The organism is Psychromonas sp. MME1 (assembly GCF_041080865.1).
Classification (GTDB): domain Bacteria; phylum Pseudomonadota; class Gammaproteobacteria; order Enterobacterales; family Psychromonadaceae; genus Psychromonas.
Window position 1 is genome coordinate 33,093 of sequence record NZ_CP160906.1, and the last position, 21,730, is coordinate 54,822.

At 39.2% G+C, this 21,730-nt stretch carries 14 protein-coding genes, 2 pseudogenes and 1 CRISPR repeat array (1 of these 17 running past the window's edge); of the genes and pseudogenes, 13 read left to right on the plus strand and 3 right to left on the minus strand.

What is annotated here, in order from left to right:
* A CRISPR array of direct repeats spans window positions 1-270; the repeat unit is 28 nt; unit sequence GTTCACTGCCGCACAGGCAGCTTAGAAA; it begins 898 nt to the left of the window's first position.
* 461 nt (window positions 271-731) lie between these two features.
* The 10 genes and pseudogenes from AB2N10_RS00130 to AB2N10_RS00175 form a co-directional block, all read left to right on the plus strand.
* Window positions 732-1,700, plus strand: coding sequence for a LacI family DNA-binding transcriptional regulator (locus AB2N10_RS00130; RefSeq protein ID WP_354622585.1), 969 nt, complete (start codon window positions 732-734; stop codon window positions 1,698-1,700).
* Window positions 1,701-1,751: 51 nt separating this feature from the next.
* Complete coding sequence (locus AB2N10_RS00135) at window positions 1,752-3,503, plus strand: alpha-glucosidase (protein WP_369434139.1); 1,752 nt, start codon at window positions 1,752-1,754, stop codon at window positions 3,501-3,503.
* Between the two features lie 60 nt (window positions 3,504-3,563).
* Window positions 3,564-5,192 carry a PTS transporter subunit IIBC gene (locus AB2N10_RS00140; protein ID WP_354622588.1) on the plus strand — a complete coding sequence of 543 codons (1,629 nt, stop codon included), beginning with the start codon at window positions 3,564-3,566 and terminating at the stop codon, window positions 5,190-5,192.
* Window positions 5,193-5,279: 87 nt separating this feature from the next.
* Window positions 5,280-6,086 carry an endonuclease/exonuclease/phosphatase family protein gene (locus AB2N10_RS00145; protein WP_369434140.1) on the plus strand — a complete coding sequence of 269 codons (807 nt, stop codon included), beginning with the start codon at window positions 5,280-5,282 and terminating at the stop codon, window positions 6,084-6,086.
* 906 nt (window positions 6,087-6,992) lie between these two features.
* The gene (locus AB2N10_RS00150) at window positions 6,993-8,231 is read left to right on the plus strand and encodes a glycosyltransferase (RefSeq protein WP_369434141.1); all 1,239 of its coding nucleotides are present in this window, start codon (window positions 6,993-6,995) and stop codon (window positions 8,229-8,231) included.
* Window positions 8,228-9,142: a radical SAM protein gene (locus AB2N10_RS00155; protein WP_369434142.1), complete on the plus strand. Its 915-nt coding sequence runs from the start codon at window positions 8,228-8,230 to the stop codon at window positions 9,140-9,142. Before AB2N10_RS00150 ends, AB2N10_RS00155 begins: the two co-directional genes overlap by 4 nt.
* Complete coding sequence (locus AB2N10_RS00160) at window positions 9,076-9,273, plus strand: SPASM domain-containing protein (RefSeq protein ID WP_369434143.1); 198 nt, start codon at window positions 9,076-9,078, stop codon at window positions 9,271-9,273. The genes AB2N10_RS00155 and AB2N10_RS00160 overlap by 67 nt, the downstream gene beginning before the upstream one ends.
* Window positions 9,274-9,544: 271 nt before the next feature.
* A pseudogene (locus AB2N10_RS00165) lies at window positions 9,545-9,802 on the plus strand (transposase); the annotation flags it as partial.
* A 228-nt stretch (window positions 9,803-10,030) separates the two neighbouring features.
* Window positions 10,031-11,383 carry an IS110 family transposase gene (locus AB2N10_RS00170; RefSeq protein ID WP_369434144.1) on the plus strand — a complete coding sequence of 451 codons (1,353 nt, stop codon included), beginning with the start codon at window positions 10,031-10,033 and terminating at the stop codon, window positions 11,381-11,383.
* Window positions 11,384-12,295, plus strand: a pseudogene (locus AB2N10_RS00175) (IS3 family transposase); the annotation flags it as partial. It abuts the gene before it with no gap.
* Between the two features lie 1,431 nt (window positions 12,296-13,726).
* On the opposite strand, the gene AB2N10_RS00180 reads toward AB2N10_RS00175, so the two are convergent.
* From AB2N10_RS00180 to AB2N10_RS00190, 3 genes are all read right to left on the minus strand, one after another.
* On the minus strand, window positions 13,727-14,602 hold the full coding sequence (locus tag AB2N10_RS00180) for an IS3 family transposase (RefSeq protein ID WP_369434638.1): 876 nt from the start codon (window positions 14,600-14,602) through the stop codon (window positions 13,727-13,729).
* On the minus strand, window positions 14,599-14,904 hold the full coding sequence (locus tag AB2N10_RS00185; protein ID WP_354622597.1) for a transposase: 306 nt from the start codon (window positions 14,902-14,904) through the stop codon (window positions 14,599-14,601). Before AB2N10_RS00185 ends, AB2N10_RS00180 begins: the two co-directional genes overlap by 4 nt.
* Before the next feature lie 470 nt (window positions 14,905-15,374).
* The gene (locus AB2N10_RS00190; protein WP_354622598.1) at window positions 15,375-15,548 is read right to left on the minus strand and encodes a hypothetical protein; all 174 of its coding nucleotides are present in this window, start codon (window positions 15,546-15,548) and stop codon (window positions 15,375-15,377) included.
* Between the two features lie 454 nt (window positions 15,549-16,002).
* Between AB2N10_RS00190 and AB2N10_RS00195 the strand changes: the two genes are divergently transcribed.
* The 3 genes from AB2N10_RS00195 to AB2N10_RS00205 all read left to right on the plus strand — a co-directional run bounded on the left by AB2N10_RS00195 (window position 16,003) and on the right by AB2N10_RS00205 (window position 21,706).
* Entirely contained in the window at window positions 16,003-18,006 is a 2,004-nt protein-coding gene (locus tag AB2N10_RS00195) for a hypothetical protein (RefSeq protein WP_354622599.1), read from the plus strand.
* Between the two features lie 179 nt (window positions 18,007-18,185).
* Complete coding sequence (locus AB2N10_RS00200; RefSeq protein ID WP_369434145.1) at window positions 18,186-19,946, plus strand: hypothetical protein; 1,761 nt, start codon at window positions 18,186-18,188, stop codon at window positions 19,944-19,946.
* 44 nt (window positions 19,947-19,990) lie between these two features.
* On the plus strand, window positions 19,991-21,706 hold the full coding sequence (locus AB2N10_RS00205) for a DUF6531 domain-containing protein (protein ID WP_354622601.1): 1,716 nt from the start codon (window positions 19,991-19,993) through the stop codon (window positions 21,704-21,706).
* Window positions 21,707-21,730: the final 24 nt, after the last annotated feature.

Here is a 21,730-nt window from a genome sequence, read left to right on the forward strand (position 1 = left end):
CAGTTCACTGCCGCACAGGCAGCTTAGAAATCTCAATTACAGAAATTCTATAGCGCTGACACGTTCACTGCCGCACAGGCAGCTTAGAAAAACATTATTAGACAAGCAGATCGCAATCAACTGTTCACTGCCGCACAGGCAGCTTAGAAAAACATTATTAGACAAGCAGATCGCAATCAACTGTTCACTGCCGCACAGGCAGCTTAGAAATAACTCTTGAATTAAGTATATTTGAGTTGCGCGTTCACTGCCGCACAGGCAGCTTAGAAAAGTAATGGGCGTTATTCATAGTGATAAAAGTAGCATCCATGCGGCTCACCCAGTTCGGCATCCTTGCCTCTCGCTCGTGACAATTGCTGGTGCAATACTCGCCCGCACAGGCAGCTTAGAAAAGTAATGGGCATTATTCGTAGTGATAAAAGTAGAGCGGGATCGAGAGTCAGGTCTTTAACCTTGATCATCTATAGATTGTAAGTTTATTTTCTATCTCGCATGTGCCCCAGAGCGAGTTAAAAGCCAATTCGAAAACGCCCTCAAGTGATTTAGAAACCTACAAATATCTGGTTAGTATTACTTAGCTACAACAGGTTGCTCAGTTCAGGTCGATAAAATGACAATGCCTTTTTAACGCTAAGTAATATGTGTATATCATCATATAGTTTTTTTTTACTGTGTTGTCAGCCAATATATTGGATAATATGGCAATAATGTATTATTGAAGGAAAAATGTGATGAGTAAAAAAATGACCATGGCGGAGATTTCAAGGCGACTTGGGATCTCAACAATGACCGTGTCACGTTACTTTAATGACGGTTATGTTTCGGCAGAGAATCGCCTTAAAATTGATGCTATCGTCAAAGAAAGTCATTATACCCCTAATATATTTGCTCGCTCAATTCGAAGTCAATCTAATATTATTGGTTTCGTTGCGCCTCGGATTGAATCATATACAACGAGTTTAGTGATTAAAGGGGCTCTGGCTGCGGCAAATGAATCACAAGTCCGAATGCTGTTTCATGCTACAGGGTTTAGTCATGACTCCGAATGCCAAGCAGTGAGAGAGTTTAATGGCTTAAATGCATTGGGTACAATTATTCTTGCTTCAAAGCACAGTGTTGAAGAGCCTTTTTATCAAACCTTAGATAATGTCCTATTTATTGGTAAAAACACCCCCCATCATTGCTGTTTATATTACCCTGAACAGGCTGCGATTAAAGCGCTAGTCTCACAAACCATCACTCAGTTAAAACAGCAGCAGGCACCACTCGCAGCCGTGCATTATATCTATGATGAACGTATGCTATCAAGCCGTACTAAATTGATGCAAACAACTATTACTGACGCAGCACCAGAGCTAAATTTTTCGCTGCAAGCATTGGCTGATTCGGAGCTAAAAATCGGATACCAAGAGATTCAATTACAGCCCAATAATGTCTATTTTTGTGCTACCGATAATATTGCCATTCGTTTATATCGTCGCGCCAAAGAGCAGCAATTAAAAATTGGCCATAACCTGTGGATTGTAGGCATAGGGGATTATGACTACAGTGATTTATTAGTACCAAGCCTTAGTACTGTTGCTTTTAATTACTATCAAGTGGGCTACCAAGCCGTTAAAAAATTGATTAAGCGTGATTTCAGTTCCGTTGAAGGCCAATTTAATATAAAAATGAGAGAAAGCTCACAGTTTTTAGGGTAACATGTTGCATCTAATTAAATTCAACATCACCATATATGTTAACGTTAACACATGCACAAGAAAAAACAGATGACGCGCACTAATAATATGCATTTAACACCACTCGCGTGGTGGAAGAAAGCGACTGCCTACCAAATTTATCCTCGTAGCTTTTATGATACAAACCAAGATGGTATTGGTGATATTGAGGGAATCATTGCCAAGCTGGATTACCTTGCTGATTTGGGGATTGATTTATTATGGATTTGTCCATTTTATGCATCACCGAATGATGATAACGGTTACGATATTAGTGACTATCAAGCAATTCATCCTGATTTTGGAACCCTTGAGGATGTCGATCGATTAATCAGTGCTGCTCATGAACGCGGCATTCGTATTATTATGGACTTAGTGATCAACCACACTAGTGATGAGCATCCATGGTTCATTGAGTCTCGTGAAAGTAAAGATAGCCCCAAACGTGATTGGTATATTTGGCGTGATGGTTGTGAGCCAACAGCTGAAAAGCCGTCTTGCGATCCAAATAACTGGGAAAGTATTTTTCATGGTAGTGCATGGGAATATGATGCTAAAACGGCGCAATATTACCTGCACCTATTTTCTAAAAAACAGCCCGATCTTAATTGGGAAAACCCTGAAGTTAAACAAGCATTATTTAACATGATTCATTGGTGGCTGGCTCGTGGTATTGATGGTTTCCGTGTGGATGCTATTAGCCATATTCAGAAAAAAGCTGGTTTACCCTCTTTACCCAATCCAAAGGGTGAAAATTATGTCTCTTCATTTGACTATCACATGAATGTTGAGGGTATTGATAAGCATTTATATGAACTAAGAGATCAGGCGTTTGCACCTTTTGATATTGTTACCGTTGGCGAGGCAAATGGGGTCTCTGCAGAAAATGCATTAACTTGGGTCGCTGAAGCCAGCGAACATGACCAAGGCGGTGTTTTTAATATGATTTTTCAGTTTGAGCACATGAAATTATGGGCGGAAGAGCAAAGTCTCGAGCATTTTGATTTAGTGGAATTTAAGCAAATTCTATCGCGTTGGCAAAATGCATTAGAAGGCAAAGGCTGGAACGCACTTTATTTAGAGAATCACGATCAAGCCCGTAGTATTAATACCTTTGCTCATCCAGATTATTGGTATGGCAGTGCTACGGCTTTAGCAAGTTGTTATTTTTTGATGAAAGGAACTCCGTTTATTTATCAGGGCCAAGAGATCGGCATGGTAAATAATCAGTTTACTTCTGTGAACGACTTTAATGATGTGTCTGCTAGAAATTTAAGTAAAAAGTTAGAGCAACAAGGACAAACCGACGAAAAGATCTTGGCATTGTTAAATCAAGTATCCCGTGATCATAGTCGTCTACCAATGCAATGGAATGATCGCGATTTTGCTGGTTTTTCTGAGGTGCCACCTTGGTTTGCTGTGAATCCAAATTACACCGATATCAATGTTGAACAACAACAGCAAGATCCAAACTCAATTTTGAATTTTTATAAACAGTTGATTGCCCTGCGTAAATCAAATGAAAGTTTGGTGGTTGGTCGTTATCAATTGTTGATGCCTGATGATCCTAATATCTATGCTTATCAACGCATTGCTCAAGATATGACATGGACCATTATTACCAATTTAAGTGCACAAGAGAGCATCGTTAATATCGACAGTGCGCAATTAGGGACGTTAATGCTTGATAACCAAACTATCAATAATGAACACATTCAATCGGATTTTATAACAACGCAAATAGCTCCCGCTTATGCAGCGTATATATTTGTAAGAAAACATTAAATTATATTTATGGCAGGGGCGTTGATGACGTTAACCTGCATTTCAACCAAGGAATTAATTATGAGTAAATTACTATCATTTGATTTTTGGCAACGGTTTGGGAAATCCCTTATCGTTGTTATAGCGGTGATGCCCGCAGCCGGTATTATGATTTCACTAGGTAAAGTCGTCGCAATGTATGCTGGCGGTTTCGGTGCGATTGAAACACTAGGCCATATTATGGAAAATATTGGTTGGGGGATTATTGTTAACCTTCACCTGTTATTTGCTGTCGCGATTGGTGGTTCGTGGGCAAAAGAGCGTGCAGGTGGGGCATTTGCGGCGCTTATTGCCTTCATATTAATTAACCGTATCACAGGGGTTATACTGGGCGTAGATAACGGTATGCTGAGTGATCCTCAGGCGGTTGTGATGAGTTTATTTGGAACTGAGCTGCCTGTCTCTCAATTTTTTACTAATATTTTAGGCGCTCCAGCATTAAATATGGGTGTTTTTATCGGCATTATGTCGGGCTATTTAGGTGCCAACTTATATAACCGTTACTATGACTTCTCTCGATTACCTGAAGCATTAGCATTTTTCAACGGTAAGCGTTTTGTTCCTTTTATGGTGATTTTCTATTCGGTGATCATTGCGCTTGGTTTATCGATAGTATGGCCTTTAATTCAAGGTGCTCTCAATGATTTTGGTCAATGGATTGCAACCTCTAAAGAGAGTGCGCCGATCGCCGCTCCTTTCTTGTATGGTACGTTAGAGCGTTTATTACTGCCATTTGGTTTACATCACACCTTAACAATTCCAATGAATTACACCGAGCTAGGTGGTTCTTATGAGCTTTTAACAGGGGCTAGTGCGGGTTCAAGTGTTTATGGTCAAGACCCATTATGGCTTGCTTGGATAAGTGATTTAAATAATCTTAAATTAAGCGATCCGACAACTTACCAGTATTTATTAGATACAGTACATCCAGCACGTTTTAAAGCGGGCCAAGTAATTATAGCTGCGTCATCACTGATTGGTATTGGGCTTGCGATGTATCACTGTGTTGATAAGGATAAGCTTAAGCAATATAAACCGATGTTTTTATCTGCGTGTCTTGCTGTGTTATTAACGGGCGTGACTGAACCGATTGAATTCATGTTTATGTTCATTGCTCCTGTTTTGTATGTTGCACACGCGGTGTTAACAGGTATTGCATTTGCATTAGTGGATGTGATGGACCTACGTGTACATGCCTTTGGCTTGATTGAATTACTCACGCGTATACCAATGATGGTTTCAGCGGGCATTGGCGGTGATTTAGTTCGTTTCGCATTGGTGTGTATTGTTTTCTTTGTTATTAACTATGGACTGTTCCGTGTGCTAATTGTGAAGTTTAAATTACCAACACCGGGACGTATGGGTAACTACCTAGATGAAAGTGCAGAAACCATGTCACAAGATGAGAAGCTTGAGATTATTATTCAAAATTTAGGTGGCCGTGGCAATATTGCTGAGATTGATGCTTGTATGACTCGCTTACGTATTACCGTTAATGATCCGCAATTGGTTGCTGAATATGCGTTATGGAAGCCTACTGGTGCACTTGGGTCAGTGGTTAAAGAACAGGGAGTACAAGTTATTTATGGTCCTGGGGTGGATGTTATTAAATCTAGGTTACTTGAGAAGTTTTCAGCGCAAGCAGCGTAATTCGTCCTCTACCTTAAACGAACAACCTCAACAAACGCAGCTTTAAAGCTGCGTTTTATCTCAGTACATTAAATAAGCGAATAATAGATGAAGTTAATGACGCTAAATACCCACAGTTGGCAAGAAGATAAACAGCTAGAAAAGTTGGATATAGTGGTGCAAGCCATTATCGAACAAGGGTGCGATGTGATTGCATTACAAGAGGTTAATCAACATCAAGATAGCCCGATTATTGATGTCAATATATTAAGTAATCATGCCGTGTTAGCTGATAACTATGGTTATTTATTACAGCAAAAACTGATGGAACAGGGGCATCACTACCAACTAACGTGGGATTTTGTTCACCAAAGTTATGAGGTATATCAAGAGGGGCTCGCATTTTTGACACGATTGCCCATTATTGAGCATGAGGTCATTGACCTAAGTGATAACTATGACGTGAATTTTTGGAAACATAGGCGAGCAGTGCGTATTAAAGTCGCTTCTCAACAAGGTGAACTCGATTTTTATAATTGTCATTGTGGCTGGTGGAATGACTCAGAGAACCCATTTGCTGATCAGATAAACCGTATCACGGCGACATTATCAACAGGGTTGAGCTTTCTATTAGGTGATTTCAACAACCCAACTCATATACGCAATGAAGGTTATGATTACCTATTACAGAACGGTTTAATTGATTGTTATGAAATGGCAGAGAAAAAAGATGTTGGCACCACTGTGATTAAAAATATTGATGGATGGGAGCAAAACAGCCAAGCGTTACGGATTGATTTGATTCTTAGTAATCAAGTGGTTGTGGTAAAGCAGCATCAGACCATTTTTAATAACGATTTTTATCCGATTGTATCTGATCACTTTGGGATATTGGTTGAAGTGGAAGTTGCTTAGTATTTATTAACCCATTGATTCCTTTGAAAAGCGTGTCTCTGTAGAAAAAATACAAGTAGATGAATGCAAATGCAGCCATTACTTGAAAAAACTAAGTCGCTTATAGGCTTTATTGACCCTATTTAGCGTTAAAACAGCCCATTTATTTGGGCTTTTTTGTGCCTGAAATAACGGCTCCAGTTCAATGCTGAACATACTGATTAAAACGGTATTTTCGCAAAGGGAATAACCATTTACGTCAAATTACGCCTTGAATTAAGCTGTTTTTCCTACGCAAAATTTAGATCACATACTTACTATTAGCCGTCACAGGGGCTGATGAGCTTGGCCATGATACACAGTGTGTAAGAGGTAGTTTGGTAAACCTTACACATTATTACGGTGCTACTTAGTAACTCAATCTGTCCAATTCGCTATAGGGCTGATAGTGGGGTGGTTTGCAAATAGGTTTTATTTAAGTTATTGATTTGAAGTTGGTTGTTATTTTTATTCTTTAGATTTACTTTGAATTATCATCACTTATTATGCGAATCTTTTGACCCCCAAATGCCCTCCCAATAGCCGTATTTAACGGCTGTTTTTCTGTTATAATTATTATTTCCGAAATGCCACTTAGAGTTTTAAACTATGATTTGGCTTATTTGTAGATTTTAATTCTTAATATTGGTGTTCTTATGCAAAAATTCCCTTCAAACCGTTTTTCCATTGCCCCCATGCTTGATTGGACGGTGTTTTTGTTTGTTTTTATATTAATCAGCTAGTTGTTGGTGTTGTTTGTTTCAAAGAGACTCTTTAGAGACACTGTTTTTGTGTTGTGATTATCCATAATTAAATTTTTCGCGGCAATCAGGTTGCAATGGTATTGGCTCAATGCCGTTTAAAATCATTAAGCATAAACAATTATAAGTGTATTCTCAGACTCTATGTCTTGGCCTTGCTGCTCGAGGACATGATGTTCATGTCTTTACTCGAGAAGAAGACCCATTTAGGGCTGATGGCGCGATGCGGTATGAAACCGATGCTGATGATTCGCGAATTAAACTTTATATAGCCAATAACCCAAGGCACAAAGACCGTTATCGTTTAGATGCAATTGATCAAGAATTCGCTAAAGCTTCAGACCAAGTTAAACCGGATATTGTGCATATTGGTCATCTTAACCACCTTTCTACATCATTGGTTTTTGAAGCTAAAAAGCGCAATGTTCCGATTGTTTATACATTACATGATTACTGGTTAATGTGCCCAAGAGGGCAGTTTATGCAAATGCACTCTGAGGATAATAACTTATGGGCCGCCTGCGATGGGCAAGCTAATAAAAAATGTGCAACCCAATGTTATGCTCGCTACTTTTCGGGAGCAGCTGAAGATCGGGAAATCGACATTGCATACTGGGAAAACTGGGTTGATCGAAGAATGACACATATCCGAGAGGTTGTAGATCAAGTTGACCTATTTATATCGCCCGCGAAATATTTGAAAAGCCGTTATGAAAAAGATTTTGGTCTCCCTATTGGTAAAAGTATTTACTTAGATTATGGGTTTGATCGCCAGCGAATGCAGCACCGTAAAAGAGAAGTCGAAGATACATTTGTTTTTGGTTATATAGGAACTCATATCCCAGCTAAAGGTATTCATCAATTAATTGAAGCTTTTGGAATGATTGAAGGTAATGCAACGCTCCGTATTTGGGGGAGATCTCGAGGGCAGGAGAGTAATGCGCTAAAAGAAATCGCTGATAGCTTACCTGGAGGTAAATCTAAGCAGGTCGAATGGATGACTGAATATAAAAACCAACAGATTGTTGAAGATGTATTCAATAAAGTTGACGCAATAGTAGTACCGTCTGTTTGGGTTGAAAATTCACCATTAGTCATCCATGAAGCACAGCAAGCGAGGGTACCTGTGCTTACGGCGAATACGGGGGGAATGTCAGAATACGTCCATCATGAAGTTAACGGATTGTTATTTGAACATCGTTCCGTTGATGAAATGAGTAAACAGATGCAGCGAATGGTTGATAATCACTCATGGGCTGCTGAACTGGGTGATCGAGGATACCCATTTAGTGAAAGTGGCGATATACCTGATATTGCAGATCAAATTATAGATATGGAAAACATATATAAAGGGCTATTGGCATGAAAGGAGTAAATACAATACCGTGGCGAATAACGATAGATACTAACCCTGATAGTTGTAACCTTAATTGTATTATGTGCGAAGATCATTCTGAGTATGCAGTGTCTCAAAGTGAACGTAAACGAGAAGGGACACAAAGAGCGAATATGACCAAAGAACTGCTTGAACGAGCTGTTCGTGAGTCAGCTGAAATGGGAGTTACAGAGCTTATACCTTCGACTATGGGAGAACCATTACTTTATCGGCATTTTGATTTAATTTTAGATTTGTGTGAAGAATTGAAATTAAAAATAAACCTTACAACAAATGGAACTTTCCCTAGCCCAAATAAAGAGAAAAATGTTGAGTATTGGGCTAAGCGGATAACACCTATTGGGAGTGATGTTAAAATTTCATGGAATGGAGCAACGGCTAAGACACAAGAGCAAATTATGCCTCGCTCTAGTTTTACGCAGCATATAGATAATGCTAAGCGTTTCATCGCTGTTCGTGACCAAGTTGCTGAAGAAACCAATAATTATTGCAAGATGACAATGCAATTAACATTTTTAGATACTAATGTAGCAGAAATTCCTGCTATGGTCGAAATGGCTATTGAGCTTGGTTTTAATCGTGTAAAAGGTCATCACTTATGGGCTCATTTTGAAGAAATAAAATCATTATCTTTACGTAAAAATAGTGATTCAATAAAGCTTTGGAATGAGACAGTTAAAATTTGTCATAATATTGCAGATAGGCACAATGATGCTAGCGAGCATAAATCCTTCTTGATAACTTTTTTGAATTGGATCCTACCCAAGTTGATAATATTGCACCTGAGGGGGAGTGCCCCTTTCTTGGGAAAGAGATGTGGGTTGATCCAAATGGACGCTTTAATGTTTGTTGTGCCCCTGACCAGGAACGGAAAAAATTAGGAAACTTCGGTAATTTGAATCAAAAATCTGTAAGTGATATTTGGCATAGTGTTGAATACCAGAATTTATGTAATAACTATATGTCGAATTCACTTTGTCAGAGTTGTAATATGCGTCGACCTAAATATTGATGTGTAAATCTAAAAAAGGATTGATGGCATGTTTGGTATATTCTGCCATCTATTCTATATTTTAATAATTACGTGTAAATTATCAGTTTATATAAAGACCCTATTTTGTTCCTGTAAGGTCGCACCAATTTAAAAAAAGAAGTTGAATTTAAGCCTTACTTTCGATCTATTTTCTTAACCGTACTTTCGATCTACATAACCATACTTTTGACGTGGTTTAATTGATTCGACTAACCCAGTTAAGACATAATTGATTTAACTGGAGATTGAAATGAAAACACGTAAAACCTATTCAAAAGAATTCAAACTTGATGCCATTGCGCTCATAAGAGAGCAAAATTATAGCATTGCCGAAGCAGCTAGAAATTTAGAGGTAACTCCTCAGATTCTTGGTCGCTGGATAAAAGAAGCTGAAAATGACGATGGCCATGCATTTAGAGGAAATGGTAAGTTAACGCCTGAGCAAGAAGAGATCCGTAAGTTAAAAGCACAAGTAAAACGCTTGGAAATGGAGCGTGAGATATTAAAAAACAGCCTAGCTAGCATCCTCGCCCCCATCTAAATAGAAACACGGAAAATATCCTATACTTTCACCATAATCTGGAAAGTAGTCGTTCGCCTTTTGGTGATTTTAAATCCCGTTAAAAAACCTGACTCAGGAGGATCTGCGGACCCAATTTTGGTGGCATTATGACCCCGTTTAGGAAAATGATTTATCCGAGCCTCCATCCAGATTAATTTATTGATCGGAGGAGTTATGAATAAAAAAATTAAGCAAATACAATCATTGCCTGTTTTAAATGCTTCCTCTGCTGGTATCGACATCGGCGCGAGCTTCCATGTTGTAGCAATCCCACCCGATATGTCCGATGAGCCAGTTAGAACATTTGAGGCATTTACAACTGATTTATCTGATATGGCTAATTGGCTTGTGAAAAAAGGCATCACTACAGCCGCGATGGAATCAACAGGCGTATATTGGGTTCCTGTTTATGAAATTTTACAAGATCATGGTATCAAAGTGATTCTTTGTAATGCTAGAGAAAGTCGTTCAGTACCAGGCCGGAAAACGGATGTGAATGATGCACAATGGCTTCAGCGACTGCATGCTTGCGGTTTACTTAAGGCTAGCTTTAGGCCTGAAGAAAAAATAGTCGAGTTGCGTAGCTACTTAAGAGTTCGTGAGCGCTTATCCGATTATGCAGCTGCTCATATTCAGCATATGCAAAAAGCATTAACGTTTATGAATATCCAACTGAATTTAGTTGTATCTGATATAACAGGCGTCACAGGCATGAATATAATCAGATCAATTGTGAAAGGAGTTAAGTCTCCAGAAGAGTTGGCGGAATATCGTGATCCTCGCTGTAAAGCGAGTAAAGAAAAGATAAGAAAAGCTCTAACCGGAAATTATCAAGTTGAGCATGTTTTTGCATTAAAGCAAGCTTTAGCTATGTACGATGCTTATCAAATCAGTATTCATGAATGTGATGGTGAGGTAGAAAAAGTATTGGCTGAGTTAGCTATTAATAAGGAAGTGCCTGAAGAACCCTTGCCAAAACCTAAGCACAAAACAAGGCAACCAAATCAACTTAACTTTGATGTAAGAAAGGCAATATACCAAATAGTTGGGAATGATATCACTCAAATTCATGGATTCGGACCATATCTTGCGCTAAGAATGATGTCAGAATGTGGCTTAGATATGAGTAAATGGCCGAGTGCTAACCATTTCACATCATGGTTAACTTTATGCCCGGGATCTAAGATCAGCGGGGGAAAAATATTATCCGCCCGATCACGAAAGAGCAATAACCGTTTAGTTGCCCAGTTAAGATTAGCAGCGACAACCGTTGGGAGATCAGATACTGCTTTAGGTGCATTTTATCGAAGACTATCAGCAAGAATAGGTAAGTCAAAAGCAGTAACGGCGACAGCAAGAAAGATCGCTATTTTATATTACAATGCTATGAGGTATGGCATGAAATATAAAGATCCAGGCGCAGAGCAATACGAAAGAAATTATAAAGATAGGGTTATTAAAAATCTTAAACAAAGGGCTGCTAAGTTTGGTTTTGAGCTTCAACCAGTAGAAGAAAGTGTTTCTTAGGAAAGCGACGGTCTTCTTTGCCAAAGAAACGAAGTAAAATACGCGTTTATTGCCCAAAATAAGAAGATCTGGCCTGTGATATTGATGTGTCACGTGTTGGGTGTGAAAAACAATAATTACTACAGCTATCAAAAGCGGAAGTCTCAGAAACCAGCAAATACAGAGCACCAAGAGATGTTGCAATGGGTTAAAAATATTGCCGAGTTTAGCGATAATACCTATGGTGAAAGACGCATTCAGAAGGCATTAAATGCGCTTGATTTTCCTGTAGGACGTAGGAAAACAGCGCAACTGATGAAAGAAGCACACGTTTGGGTACGTTATAAGAAGAAGTATAAAGCAACAACCAATAGCGATCACAAGAAGCCTGTATATGATAATGAACTTAAACAGGATTTCGATGTTCAACGTCCCAATCAAGCATGGGTGCAAGATATTACGTACATATGGACTTCTGAAGGATGGCTGTATTTAGCTGTCGTAATAGACCTATATTCTCGTAAAGTTGTTGGTTGGAGTATGGGTAGCAGGATGAAAGCACAACTTGTTTGTGATGCCCTAACAATGGCTATATGGCAACGAAAACCTAAAGCCGGGTTGATAATACACTCAGATCAAGGCGTTCAATATGCGAGCCATCAATATAGGCGGATACTGAGGTTGCATAAATTTATAGGCAGCATGAGCAAAAAAGGATGTTGTTGGGATAATGCAGTAGCAGAAAGCTTTTTCGGTAGCTTGAAACAGGAACGAGTCCACTGGCGTAATTACCGAACGCGTTATGCAGCCCAGCAAGATGTATTGAATTACATCACGATGTGGTACAACAGCCAACGAATGCATTCATATCTAAATTATCAGAGCCCCAATGAATTTGAGCGTATGAATAAATCATTAAAAGAAGTAGCTTAACGAACTTAACTAGGGTGGCCGAATTGAGTTGACCAGGTCATTTTGATCTATTTTCTTAACCGTACTTTCAGTCTTTTTATTAATTTAAGACTTACTTTCAATCTATTTTCTTAACCGTACTTTCGATCTACATAACCATACTTTTGATCTATTTTCTTAACCGTACTTTCAGTCTTTTTATTAATTTAAGACTTACTTTCGATCTGTTTTCTTAACCGTACTTTCGATCTACATAACCATACTTTTGATCTATTTTCTTAACCGTACTTTCAGTCTTTTTATTAATTTAAGACTTACTTTCGATCTATTTTCTTAACCGTACTTTCGATCTACATAACCATACTTTTGATCTATTTTCTTAACCGCACTTTCAGTCTTTTTATTAATTTAAGACTTACTTTCGATCTGTTTTCTTAACCGTACTTTCGATCTACATAACCATACTTTTGATCTATTTTCTTAACCGCACTTTCAGTCTTTTTATTAATTTAAGACTTACTTTCGATCTATTTTCTTAACCGTACTTTCGATCTACATTGTTTATTGATTACTTTATAGAAAATTTTATGCAGGGTGTAGAAAAAAAGCCTATTGAATTGTTTTTAGTACTCAGCTTTTACCCTTTAATTTTAGGGGGGTGGTTACAAGGCGCATGTTTAGGAGTTGGGATGAAAGTGTGGAGAACTCCAATAGGTAAAAGGTAGGACAGCCATACATTTTTCTTGATTTTAAAGTTTTTTTGATGGCAAAGAGAGCTGGAACCGGTTTTAATTTTGAATGTTAGCTAACTATTCAAAGCCCTGCTTAGGTAACTAAGCAGGGCTTTTTCTAACCTTCACTTTATGATAATTTCCTGCTTTCCTGCTTTCCTGCTGGTTGTTGGCTGCAAGTTGTAACCAAAAATATCAACGGAACGAATAAATTTACGAATTGAACGAGTGTCAATAAGGCTTGTGGAGTTAGATTTTTAATATTGATTAGAAATAAAATTTTCAGTAAATATAAAAAGTTAAAAGATTAAGCCAGAGCTAAATTTTCTATTAGCTTGATCAAAATTTAAAGCCACTACCTAAGAGCTTAGGCAATGACTTTAAATAATTTGGAGTTCGGTCATAAGTAGAAGTGTCGCGTAAAATATTAATTTTTTCACTTTTCATTCTTATTGAAATGTTGAACTATTTGCTCAATCCAATCAAGTTCATGCTCATCTTCCTCAACGTATCTAGAAGAAATATTATATTTTACACTTGGGTTTTGAAGGTATTTTTTAAGCAGACTTTTACTTTCAACACCAAGCATTGATTTGGGTTTAAAGCACGATGAGTCATAGTTTATATCCGAGAAGTCCCCATTTACTGCGAATTCGTACTCATTAAACAAGTCTTTTATGTCCTGTGGAGCATGTGTACTAATAACATCAGTTTGTAATGGTCAATAAAAACCGGACACTTTCTTAGCGACTTTATTTTCATATTGAATCGGTGATAAATACCCATTAACCGAGTGTGGGCGTTTACCGTTGTAATAAGCAAGATAATCTAAAATGCTTAGCTCTGCTGCTTTCTTTGTTTTGAATGTTTCATAGTTTAATTGCTCATGCTTTAAACTGCGGAAAAATCGCTCTGTAGGGGCATTGTCCCAGCATTCCCCTTTACCGCTCATGCTCACATCCATTTTCATGCTGCTAAGTAATTTCCTATAATCATCGCTGGTATATTGGCTTCCCCTGTCGGAATGATGCATTAACCCCGATGCTGGTTTTCTCTGCCAATAAGCCATGTTAAGGGCTGAACTGCATAGTTCAGTACGCATATTGTCTGCAATAGACCAACCCACTATACGGCGAGAATATAAGTCCATGACAATCGCCAAATAGATAAACCCTTGATGCGTAGCGATATAAGTAATGTCTGTCGTCCAATAACGATTAGCCTCATCAACAGTGAATTTCCTATTTAATTTATTCGGTTCAATTCGATTATTGTGATTACTATCAGTTGTCGTTTTATATTTCTTGGGATAGCGAGCCACAAGCCCTAATTTACGCATCATTGAGCGGGCTTTGTAACGGCCAATCGTAATGTCTTGCTTTGCCAACTCTGTCACCATGCGCCGACTACCCAAGGTCATTTTGTGACTGTTAAAGGTATTTTGCACCGCACTGTCTATATTAAAACCCAAAGCATCAAAAGGTTTAGTAGGCGCATTTTGCCAAGCATAAAACGCACTTGAACTTACTTGCATGACGCGACACATTACTTTAATTGGCCAGTCTTCTTTATGATGCTGAATAAACTGAAATCTTATTCTTTTTCGTTCGCAAAGAAGACTGCGGCCTTTTTTAAAATATCACGCTCCATTTTTAACCGGTTGTTTTCTTTGCGTAATATCTCCAGCTCAGCTCGCTCAGATATGTTTAATGTTGATTGCTTTGAGCCTGCTTTTGAGTCAACTTGCGTTTCGGCTCTTACCCAGCGAGTAATTGCGCTCAGCGATACACCAAGATTATTAGCGGCTTCTTGGCGTGTATACCCCTGCTCAGTAATTAACTTTACTGCACTTTGTTTAAACTCAACTGTAAAAATTGGACGTACTTTTTTCTTATTCATAATCTACCTCTACTAGACATATTAACTGAAGTCTTTAGTAGTGTCCGGTAGTATTGAACCACATCAGACCATATAGTCGATGCAATATGCAAGGCTTGGAATGATTTTATTAGTCTTCCTGAAAGAGTAAAAAAAATGTGCTTTAGGGATTGGATGAACCTGACCAGTTAATTTTCCAGATTGGTATAACTGCTTCTGACACTTACTCATACTATATCGAGACACAATGCTCTCCATATAAAATACGCCCTGGCGACACACCCACAAGCATCTAAAGGTGACTCTACTTTCATAAGGCAGCTGGCGATATACTGGTCGGAACTTACGTAGCATACACCCAATTAATTACTATTCGAGAAGAAAAGACAGGGCAAACTACAGCGTCCAAAGAGTTTAAAATTATGTACTTCAAACTTAAAAAACTAAGAGGGGAAGAAACATAGTCCCCACCTACTCCTAAAAAAAGCAAATTATAAAAGGTTAATTATTTTACGTGGTAATTTTATTAGCTTGAAATTGCTAATACCATTCGTCGATTCTCTGAATGTATCATCACTTTCATCAAATGAAGCCGCAACAATACTTTGCAGGCAGGGAGTACTAGAAAGTACAGAAAGCATCGCATTAACACTTTTAGTTCCCATCGAATGCTGAGCGGGCTCATCAAAGAGTAAAAAATTGGGGTGATTCCCACCAAGTGAAAAAGATGTGCGGTGTAAAGAGATTAGCTAAGCCCAAATCAACCTAACGAACTAGCTGCAATGTAAGGTGTTGTTGGAATTGTTTTATCTTGTTTTTTATGTATGAGGTTAGAATTTAAGAAGCTAAAATATTGTTAATCCTTTTGATATGATTTATGCAAACATTAACCCGCTTTCAGTATTAACAACTACATTTTAATGATTCTTGTCAATATAATGTCATATTTTATATGTAACCTAACCATACTACCCGAGTAGGTAGTTGCTATTTTACATTTATATCCCTAGTATTCGCAACTTTATAATTTATAAGTGCTTTATTCAGGAGCTAAGACGGGTTGCTTTTAGTTTTTATCTACATTCACTTTAACCACTAATAAAACTAAAAGGATTTAGTATGCGCACTACCTCTATTTTTTCAAAACAGTGGCAGTATTTTTTGATGTTTATTTTAATTACACTATGTGCCCATTCCTATGCATCTCCCATGATTTATATTGCCGAAGTAAAAGGCCAGACAGCAGAATTTGATAGCTATCAAAAAGCTTACAATTTTGTTTTATCACTTTATCCAACCAGCTCCCCTACGTCAAAAGCTAGCGACAAAGAAGAGGAGATAGTTTATTTCTTTTCAGATTACTGCTTTGCTAATGATAGTGGTTTTAATAGCTATGGGTATGGTTGGTTTGGGGCACAAAATCCTCAATACTGTGGTTTTAGTAGTGCTCAAGCTGTCGTTGATTGGATTGTTCCAGATAGCCAAGAAAGGTGTCCGCTTAATGTCAGAATGAATCCAGAATTCTTTGGGGCATCTTTAGCTTCTGGCTATAGAGAAACAACAAGAGATTATTCTTTGCGCCTTGAAGTTGACGCTTATGCTGGTTGTGGAACTATTCAAGGTGATTTACGTATAAGCTACGACAGAATAATTGTAAAAGGAGAGTCTGCCAAAATAACAATGAAAAAGATTTGTTACGCACCATATTTGTTTGACCAATTAGACGTTTTAGGTGAAGACCTGAAAACAGGTTGTGTAAAGCGCTGCCCAACCGACAAGCCTGATTTAGTAAATGGTGTATGTACTGGCCCTGAAGTTATTCAGCAGTGTAAAGGCAATCCTGTCATTGTTTCTAATGGCACTAAGATTCAAACTGAAGCCCCCGACATGCTAACAACAGGCGCTTATCCACTTTATTTTGCGCGTAATTACAATAGCCAACGTAGTCTAGAATCACAGGAACTTCGCCAACAATCGATTCAAATACTGCCCACAACCAATAAATCTAAGTGGATGAAACACATTCAACCAGCTGGTTATAAAGGGGAAAATATTGGTTATGTCGAAATGCTTGTTCCACCGACGGATGGCATTCGTTTAGCGGGTTACAAAAGTTGGACGCATAACTACTTTGGTTTGCTCGAAGTACTTGGCAATACAGTTCGCTTAAATAGCAGTCAGTTTGCTGACCGCCGATTTACTCAGCAAGAAGATGGCAGTTATAAACCAACCAATATCACTTCAGACTCTCTTACTCGTATTGAAGATGAAGTGGGTACCTTACTACATTGGGTTTACCGCTCTGCAAGCAACCAAACTGAGCAGTACAATACACAAGGGCAGTTAATTCGCCGAACTAACTCCGCAGGGTTATCGCATCACCTAACCTATGATGCAAACGGCAATATTGAAGTGGTTAAAGACGATGCCAATAACCAACTGCTATTTGCCTACGATGATAAAAACAAGTTAACTACCCTCACTTCCTCTAATGGTGAAGTGGTAACTTATGGTTACGACCAATTTGCTAACCTTGAAACGGTCACTAAAAAGTTAGCATCGGGCAAAGAAACCGTGCGCCGTTACCATTATGAAGACAGCCGTCATCCATATGCGTTGACGGGCATCACCGATGAAAACGGTGCCCGTTATGCCTCATGGGAATATGACGCATTCGGTCGTGCGGTTGTCTCCAAGCATGCCAATGACACGGATAAAACCACTTTTGAGTTTGACGTTAATAAAACCATTGTTACTAACCCGTTGGGTAAACAAACCATCTATAACTACAACACCATTGCTGGCGCTAAACGGTTAGAGACCGTTGAAGGTGTGGCAACAACATCCTGCCTCGCCGCCAACCAAAACTACGAATACTACCCAGATGGTCAGCTTAAATCTAAAACTGATCATAAAGGCAATATTACCGAGTTTGTCTATAACGAACGTGGTTTAGAAGTTCAACGAACAGAAGCGGTTGGTACAGCGCAGCAGCGCATTATTAGCACTACCTGGCATCCGCAGTTTAACCTGCCGATCAGTGTCACCGTAGGGAATCAGGTAACGACGTATGACTATGATAGTAATGGGTTATTGACCTCTCAAAGCAAAAGTCACTTATAAATTTAAAACAGGGAAGTTGGATTGAAAATGATAAATAAAGAGTTTAAAAAACACCGAAAAGGAAAGTATGGAGATGCTTGCATAAGGTATCAAGGTTTTAGTTTTGACATCAAGATTAAAGACGTGACCCAATTTCCCTTCAGAAAGGGGCCATTGCTTTGAATAATAAAAGGAAATATATGATTCCATTGGTTTTGTTTGTACTTTCAATTGTACTTATGAGCGCAAGCTCACTTGCATCAGAAACTTTCCATCTAGGGTTTTCATGCTATCGAGGAGGGCCAATATCTCAAGATATTTTAGAGTGTGGTGATCGTGAAAAATATGAGCTGCATAAACAGCAAGGGCTTATACGTCAAGAAGTTTTACAAGGCTGGGCTTATACTTATGAAGGGTATGAATATCGATTTGCCTACTATATTAGTGGTGGGGCCTTTGGTGCTCCAATTTGGTTTTATTTTATAGGGTATGATGTATGCATTCCTCCCTATTCTTGGGATAGCGAAGCCCAAGACTGCCTCAAATCCTGCCCCCCCGAAACCCCTTTTCTTGATCTGACTAAAAACAGCAGCGGCAGCTATTCCGGCAGTGGTGCTTGTCTTGCGCCTGAAAATAAAAAAGAGCCCATTCAGCAATGTGCAGGTAACCCTGTACTGATCTCCAACGGCACTAAAGTGCAATATGAAACACCTGAAATTAAGGGAACTGGTGCATTTCCTTTGAATTTTTCACGAAACTACAGCAGCCAACGCAGTTTGGAAGCGCAGGAACTGCACCAAATAACAATACAAACGCTACCGCCAGAGCAGAAATTGACATGGACGAAATATGTACAGCCTAATGATTACACTGGATTAGAATCGCAGTTAGTCATGCAATTAGAGCCTCAGTTAATTAACAATACACGGGTTGCAGGCTTTAAAAACTGGTCACATAACTACAGTGGTCAATTAGAATCATTCAACAGCGGCGCTAGCGTACGCTTAACCAGCAGTGCGTTTGCTAATCGTGCTTTCAACAAACAAGCCGATGGCAGTTATAAACCTGTCAATATCACTTCTGATAGTTTAACGCGTATTGAAGATGCAACGGGGGAGTTATTACATTGGATTTACCGCTCGGCTGATAACCAGCTGGAATATTACAATGCCCTAGGCTTATTAACCCGCCGCGTTAATCGTGCCGGGTTATCCCACCACCTTACTTATGATGAAAACAACCAGTTAGACCTAGTGAAAGATGATGCTGGTAATCAGCTGGACTTTAACTTTGATGGGCAGGGTAAGTTATTAACCCTAGGAACTTCCAAAGGCGAGTTAATCACCTACGGTTATGACCAGTACGCCAACCTGGAAACCATGACTAAGAAGTTAGTTTCGGGTAAAGAAACAGTACGTACTTATCATTATGAAGATACCCGCCACCCTTATGCATTAACGGGTATTACCGATGAAAATGGTGCTCGCTATGCAACATGGGAATACGATGAATTTGGCCGCGCGGTTGTCTCAAAGCATGCCAATGAAACTAACAAAACCAGTTTTGAGTTTGCCACTAATAAAACTACGGTGACTAACCCACTGGGCAAGCAAACCATTTACAACTACAACATGATTGCAGGTGCTAAACGCTTAGAAACTGTTGAAGGTGTTGCTACTGCATCCTGTTTAGGTGCCAATCAGAACTACGCGTATTACCCGGATGGACAGCTTAAATCTAAAACTGATTGGAAGGGCATTAAAACCGAGTTTGTTTATAACGACCGAGGTTTAGAAACTCAGCGCATTGAAGCAGTTGGCACACCTGAACAGCGTGTGGTAACCACCACTTGGCATGTGACCTTCAACCTACCAAAAACAGTGACTATTGGTGATCAAAAAACAACTTACAGCTATGATGGCAATGGGTTATTAACAGGTAAAAACGTTTCAAAAAATTAATTTTATATCTATTACACATACTTTAATAAGGATAAACAAAGACAATGAAAGCGAACTTACGAACAAGCATTCAATTTTTTGTTTGGATTGCTTTAATGATGACATCATCTATCGTTATTTCTGAAACACAATGGAATCGGGGATACTTTCAAAATGATGTAGAAGCAAAAAAAGCCTGTATGTCAATATATGCTTCTATACCTAAAAGCCAGTATGCAGGTGGTAGTTGTAATGAATGGACAACAGGGCTTTTCTATGTTTGGCAAAATATTGGCAGCATTAATTGGCATCATGATATGTTTGGAAAATGTCGAGGGAACCAAGTACCTAGAAATGGTCAATGCGTTAAAGAATGTGAGTCACCGTTTACGTGGGATGAGAAGGCTGGAGATTGCACCAAATACTGCCCCCCCGACAAACCTGATTTAGAAAGTGGTGTTTGCACTGGCCCTGAAGTTGTTCAACAGTGTGCAGGCAATCCTGTCATTGTTTCTAATGGCACAAAAGTACAAGCTGAAACACCTGACATACTTGTAACTGGCTCTTACCCGCTTTACTTTGCGCGTAGTTATAACAGTCAACGTAGCTTGGAGGCGCAGGAGCTTCGTCAACATGCAATTCAAACTCAAACCAATACAGCTGAGTGGGCAACACACTTTCAACCAGTTGGCTATAAAAGTACAGACGCTGGTTATGTGAGGTTGCTTGTGAACGAAATTCATGGAGAAACCCGCTTAGCAGGTTATAAAAACTGGACCCATAACTACTTTGGTTTACTTGAAGAGCTTGGCAATACGGTTCGTTTAAACAGCAGCCAGTTTGCTGACCGTCGATTTGCGTTGCAAGAAGATGGTAGTTATAAACCAACTAACATCACTTCCGACAGTTTAATACGTGTCGAAGATGAAGCGGGTGAGTTATTACACTGGATTTACCGCTCTGCAAGCAACCAAACTGAGCATTACAATGCACAGGGGCAGTTAATTCGCCGAACTAACTCCGCAGGGCTATCACATCATCTCACATATGATGCAAGCGGAAACCTTGAAGTCGTTAAAGACGATGCCAATAACCAGCTGCTGTTTGCCTACGATGACAAAAACAAGTTAACTACCCTCACTTCCTCTAATGGTGAAGTGGTAACTTATGGTTACGACCAATACGCGAACCTTGAAACAGTCACTAAGAAGCTAGTTTCGGGTAAAGAAACTGTGCGCCGTTACCATTATGAAGACAGTCGTCATCCATATGCGTTGACGGGCATCACCGATGAAAACGGTGCCCGTTATGCCACATGGGAATATGATGCGCTCGGTCGTGCGGTGGTCTCCAAGCATGCCAATGACACTGATAAAACCACCTTTGAGTTTGACGTTAATAAAACTACGGTTACTAACCCGCTGGGCAAACAAACCATTTATAACTACAACACCATCGCCGGGGCAAAACGCCTGGAAACCGTTGAAGGTGTCAGCACGGCAAGCTGCTTAGGTGCCAACCAAAATTACGAATACTATCCGGACGGTCAGCTTAAATCAAAAACCGATTGGAAAGGGGTTACTACCGAGTTTATCTATAACGCACGCGGATTAGAAATTCAACGTACAGAAGCCGCAGGCACGCCAGAGCAGCGTATTATCACTACCACTTGGCATCCCATTTTTAACCTGCCGACCAGTGTCACGATAGGTAATCAGATAACAATTTATGACTACGATGCGAATGGCTTATTAACGGCTAAAAGCATTGCAAAAATTTAACCAATAAAAACAGAGAAACAGTTT

What these genes read in the sequence shown, in the direction of transcription:
- AB2N10_RS00130 (WP_354622585.1), top strand. Translation starts at nt 732, where the DNA reads ATGAGTAAAAAAATGACCATGGCGGAGATTTCAAGGCGACTTGGGATC.
- AB2N10_RS00135 (WP_369434139.1), top strand. Translation starts at nt 1,752, where the DNA reads ATGCACAAGAAAAAACAGATGACGCGCACTAATAATATGCATTTAACA.
- AB2N10_RS00140 (WP_354622588.1), top strand. Translation starts at nt 3,564, where the DNA reads ATGAGTAAATTACTATCATTTGATTTTTGGCAACGGTTTGGGAAATCC.
- AB2N10_RS00145 (WP_369434140.1), top strand. Translation starts at nt 5,280, where the DNA reads ATGAAGTTAATGACGCTAAATACCCACAGTTGGCAAGAAGATAAACAG.
- AB2N10_RS00155 (WP_369434142.1), top strand. Translation starts at nt 8,228, where the DNA reads ATGAAAGGAGTAAATACAATACCGTGGCGAATAACGATAGATACTAAC.
- AB2N10_RS00160 (WP_369434143.1), top strand. Translation starts at nt 9,076, where the DNA reads ATGTGGGTTGATCCAAATGGACGCTTTAATGTTTGTTGTGCCCCTGAC.
- AB2N10_RS00170 (WP_369434144.1), top strand. Translation starts at nt 10,031, where the DNA reads ATGAATAAAAAAATTAAGCAAATACAATCATTGCCTGTTTTAAATGCT.
- AB2N10_RS00185 (WP_354622597.1), bottom strand. Translation starts at nt 14,904, where the DNA reads ATGAATAAGAAAAAAGTACGTCCAATTTTTACAGTTGAGTTTAAACAA.
- AB2N10_RS00190 (WP_354622598.1), bottom strand. Translation starts at nt 15,548, where the DNA reads ATGGGAACTAAAAGTGTTAATGCGATGCTTTCTGTACTTTCTAGTACT.
- AB2N10_RS00195 (WP_354622599.1), top strand. Translation starts at nt 16,003, where the DNA reads ATGCGCACTACCTCTATTTTTTCAAAACAGTGGCAGTATTTTTTGATG.
- AB2N10_RS00200 (WP_369434145.1), top strand. Translation starts at nt 18,186, where the DNA reads ATGATTCCATTGGTTTTGTTTGTACTTTCAATTGTACTTATGAGCGCA.
- AB2N10_RS00205 (WP_354622601.1), top strand. Translation starts at nt 19,991, where the DNA reads ATGAAAGCGAACTTACGAACAAGCATTCAATTTTTTGTTTGGATTGCT.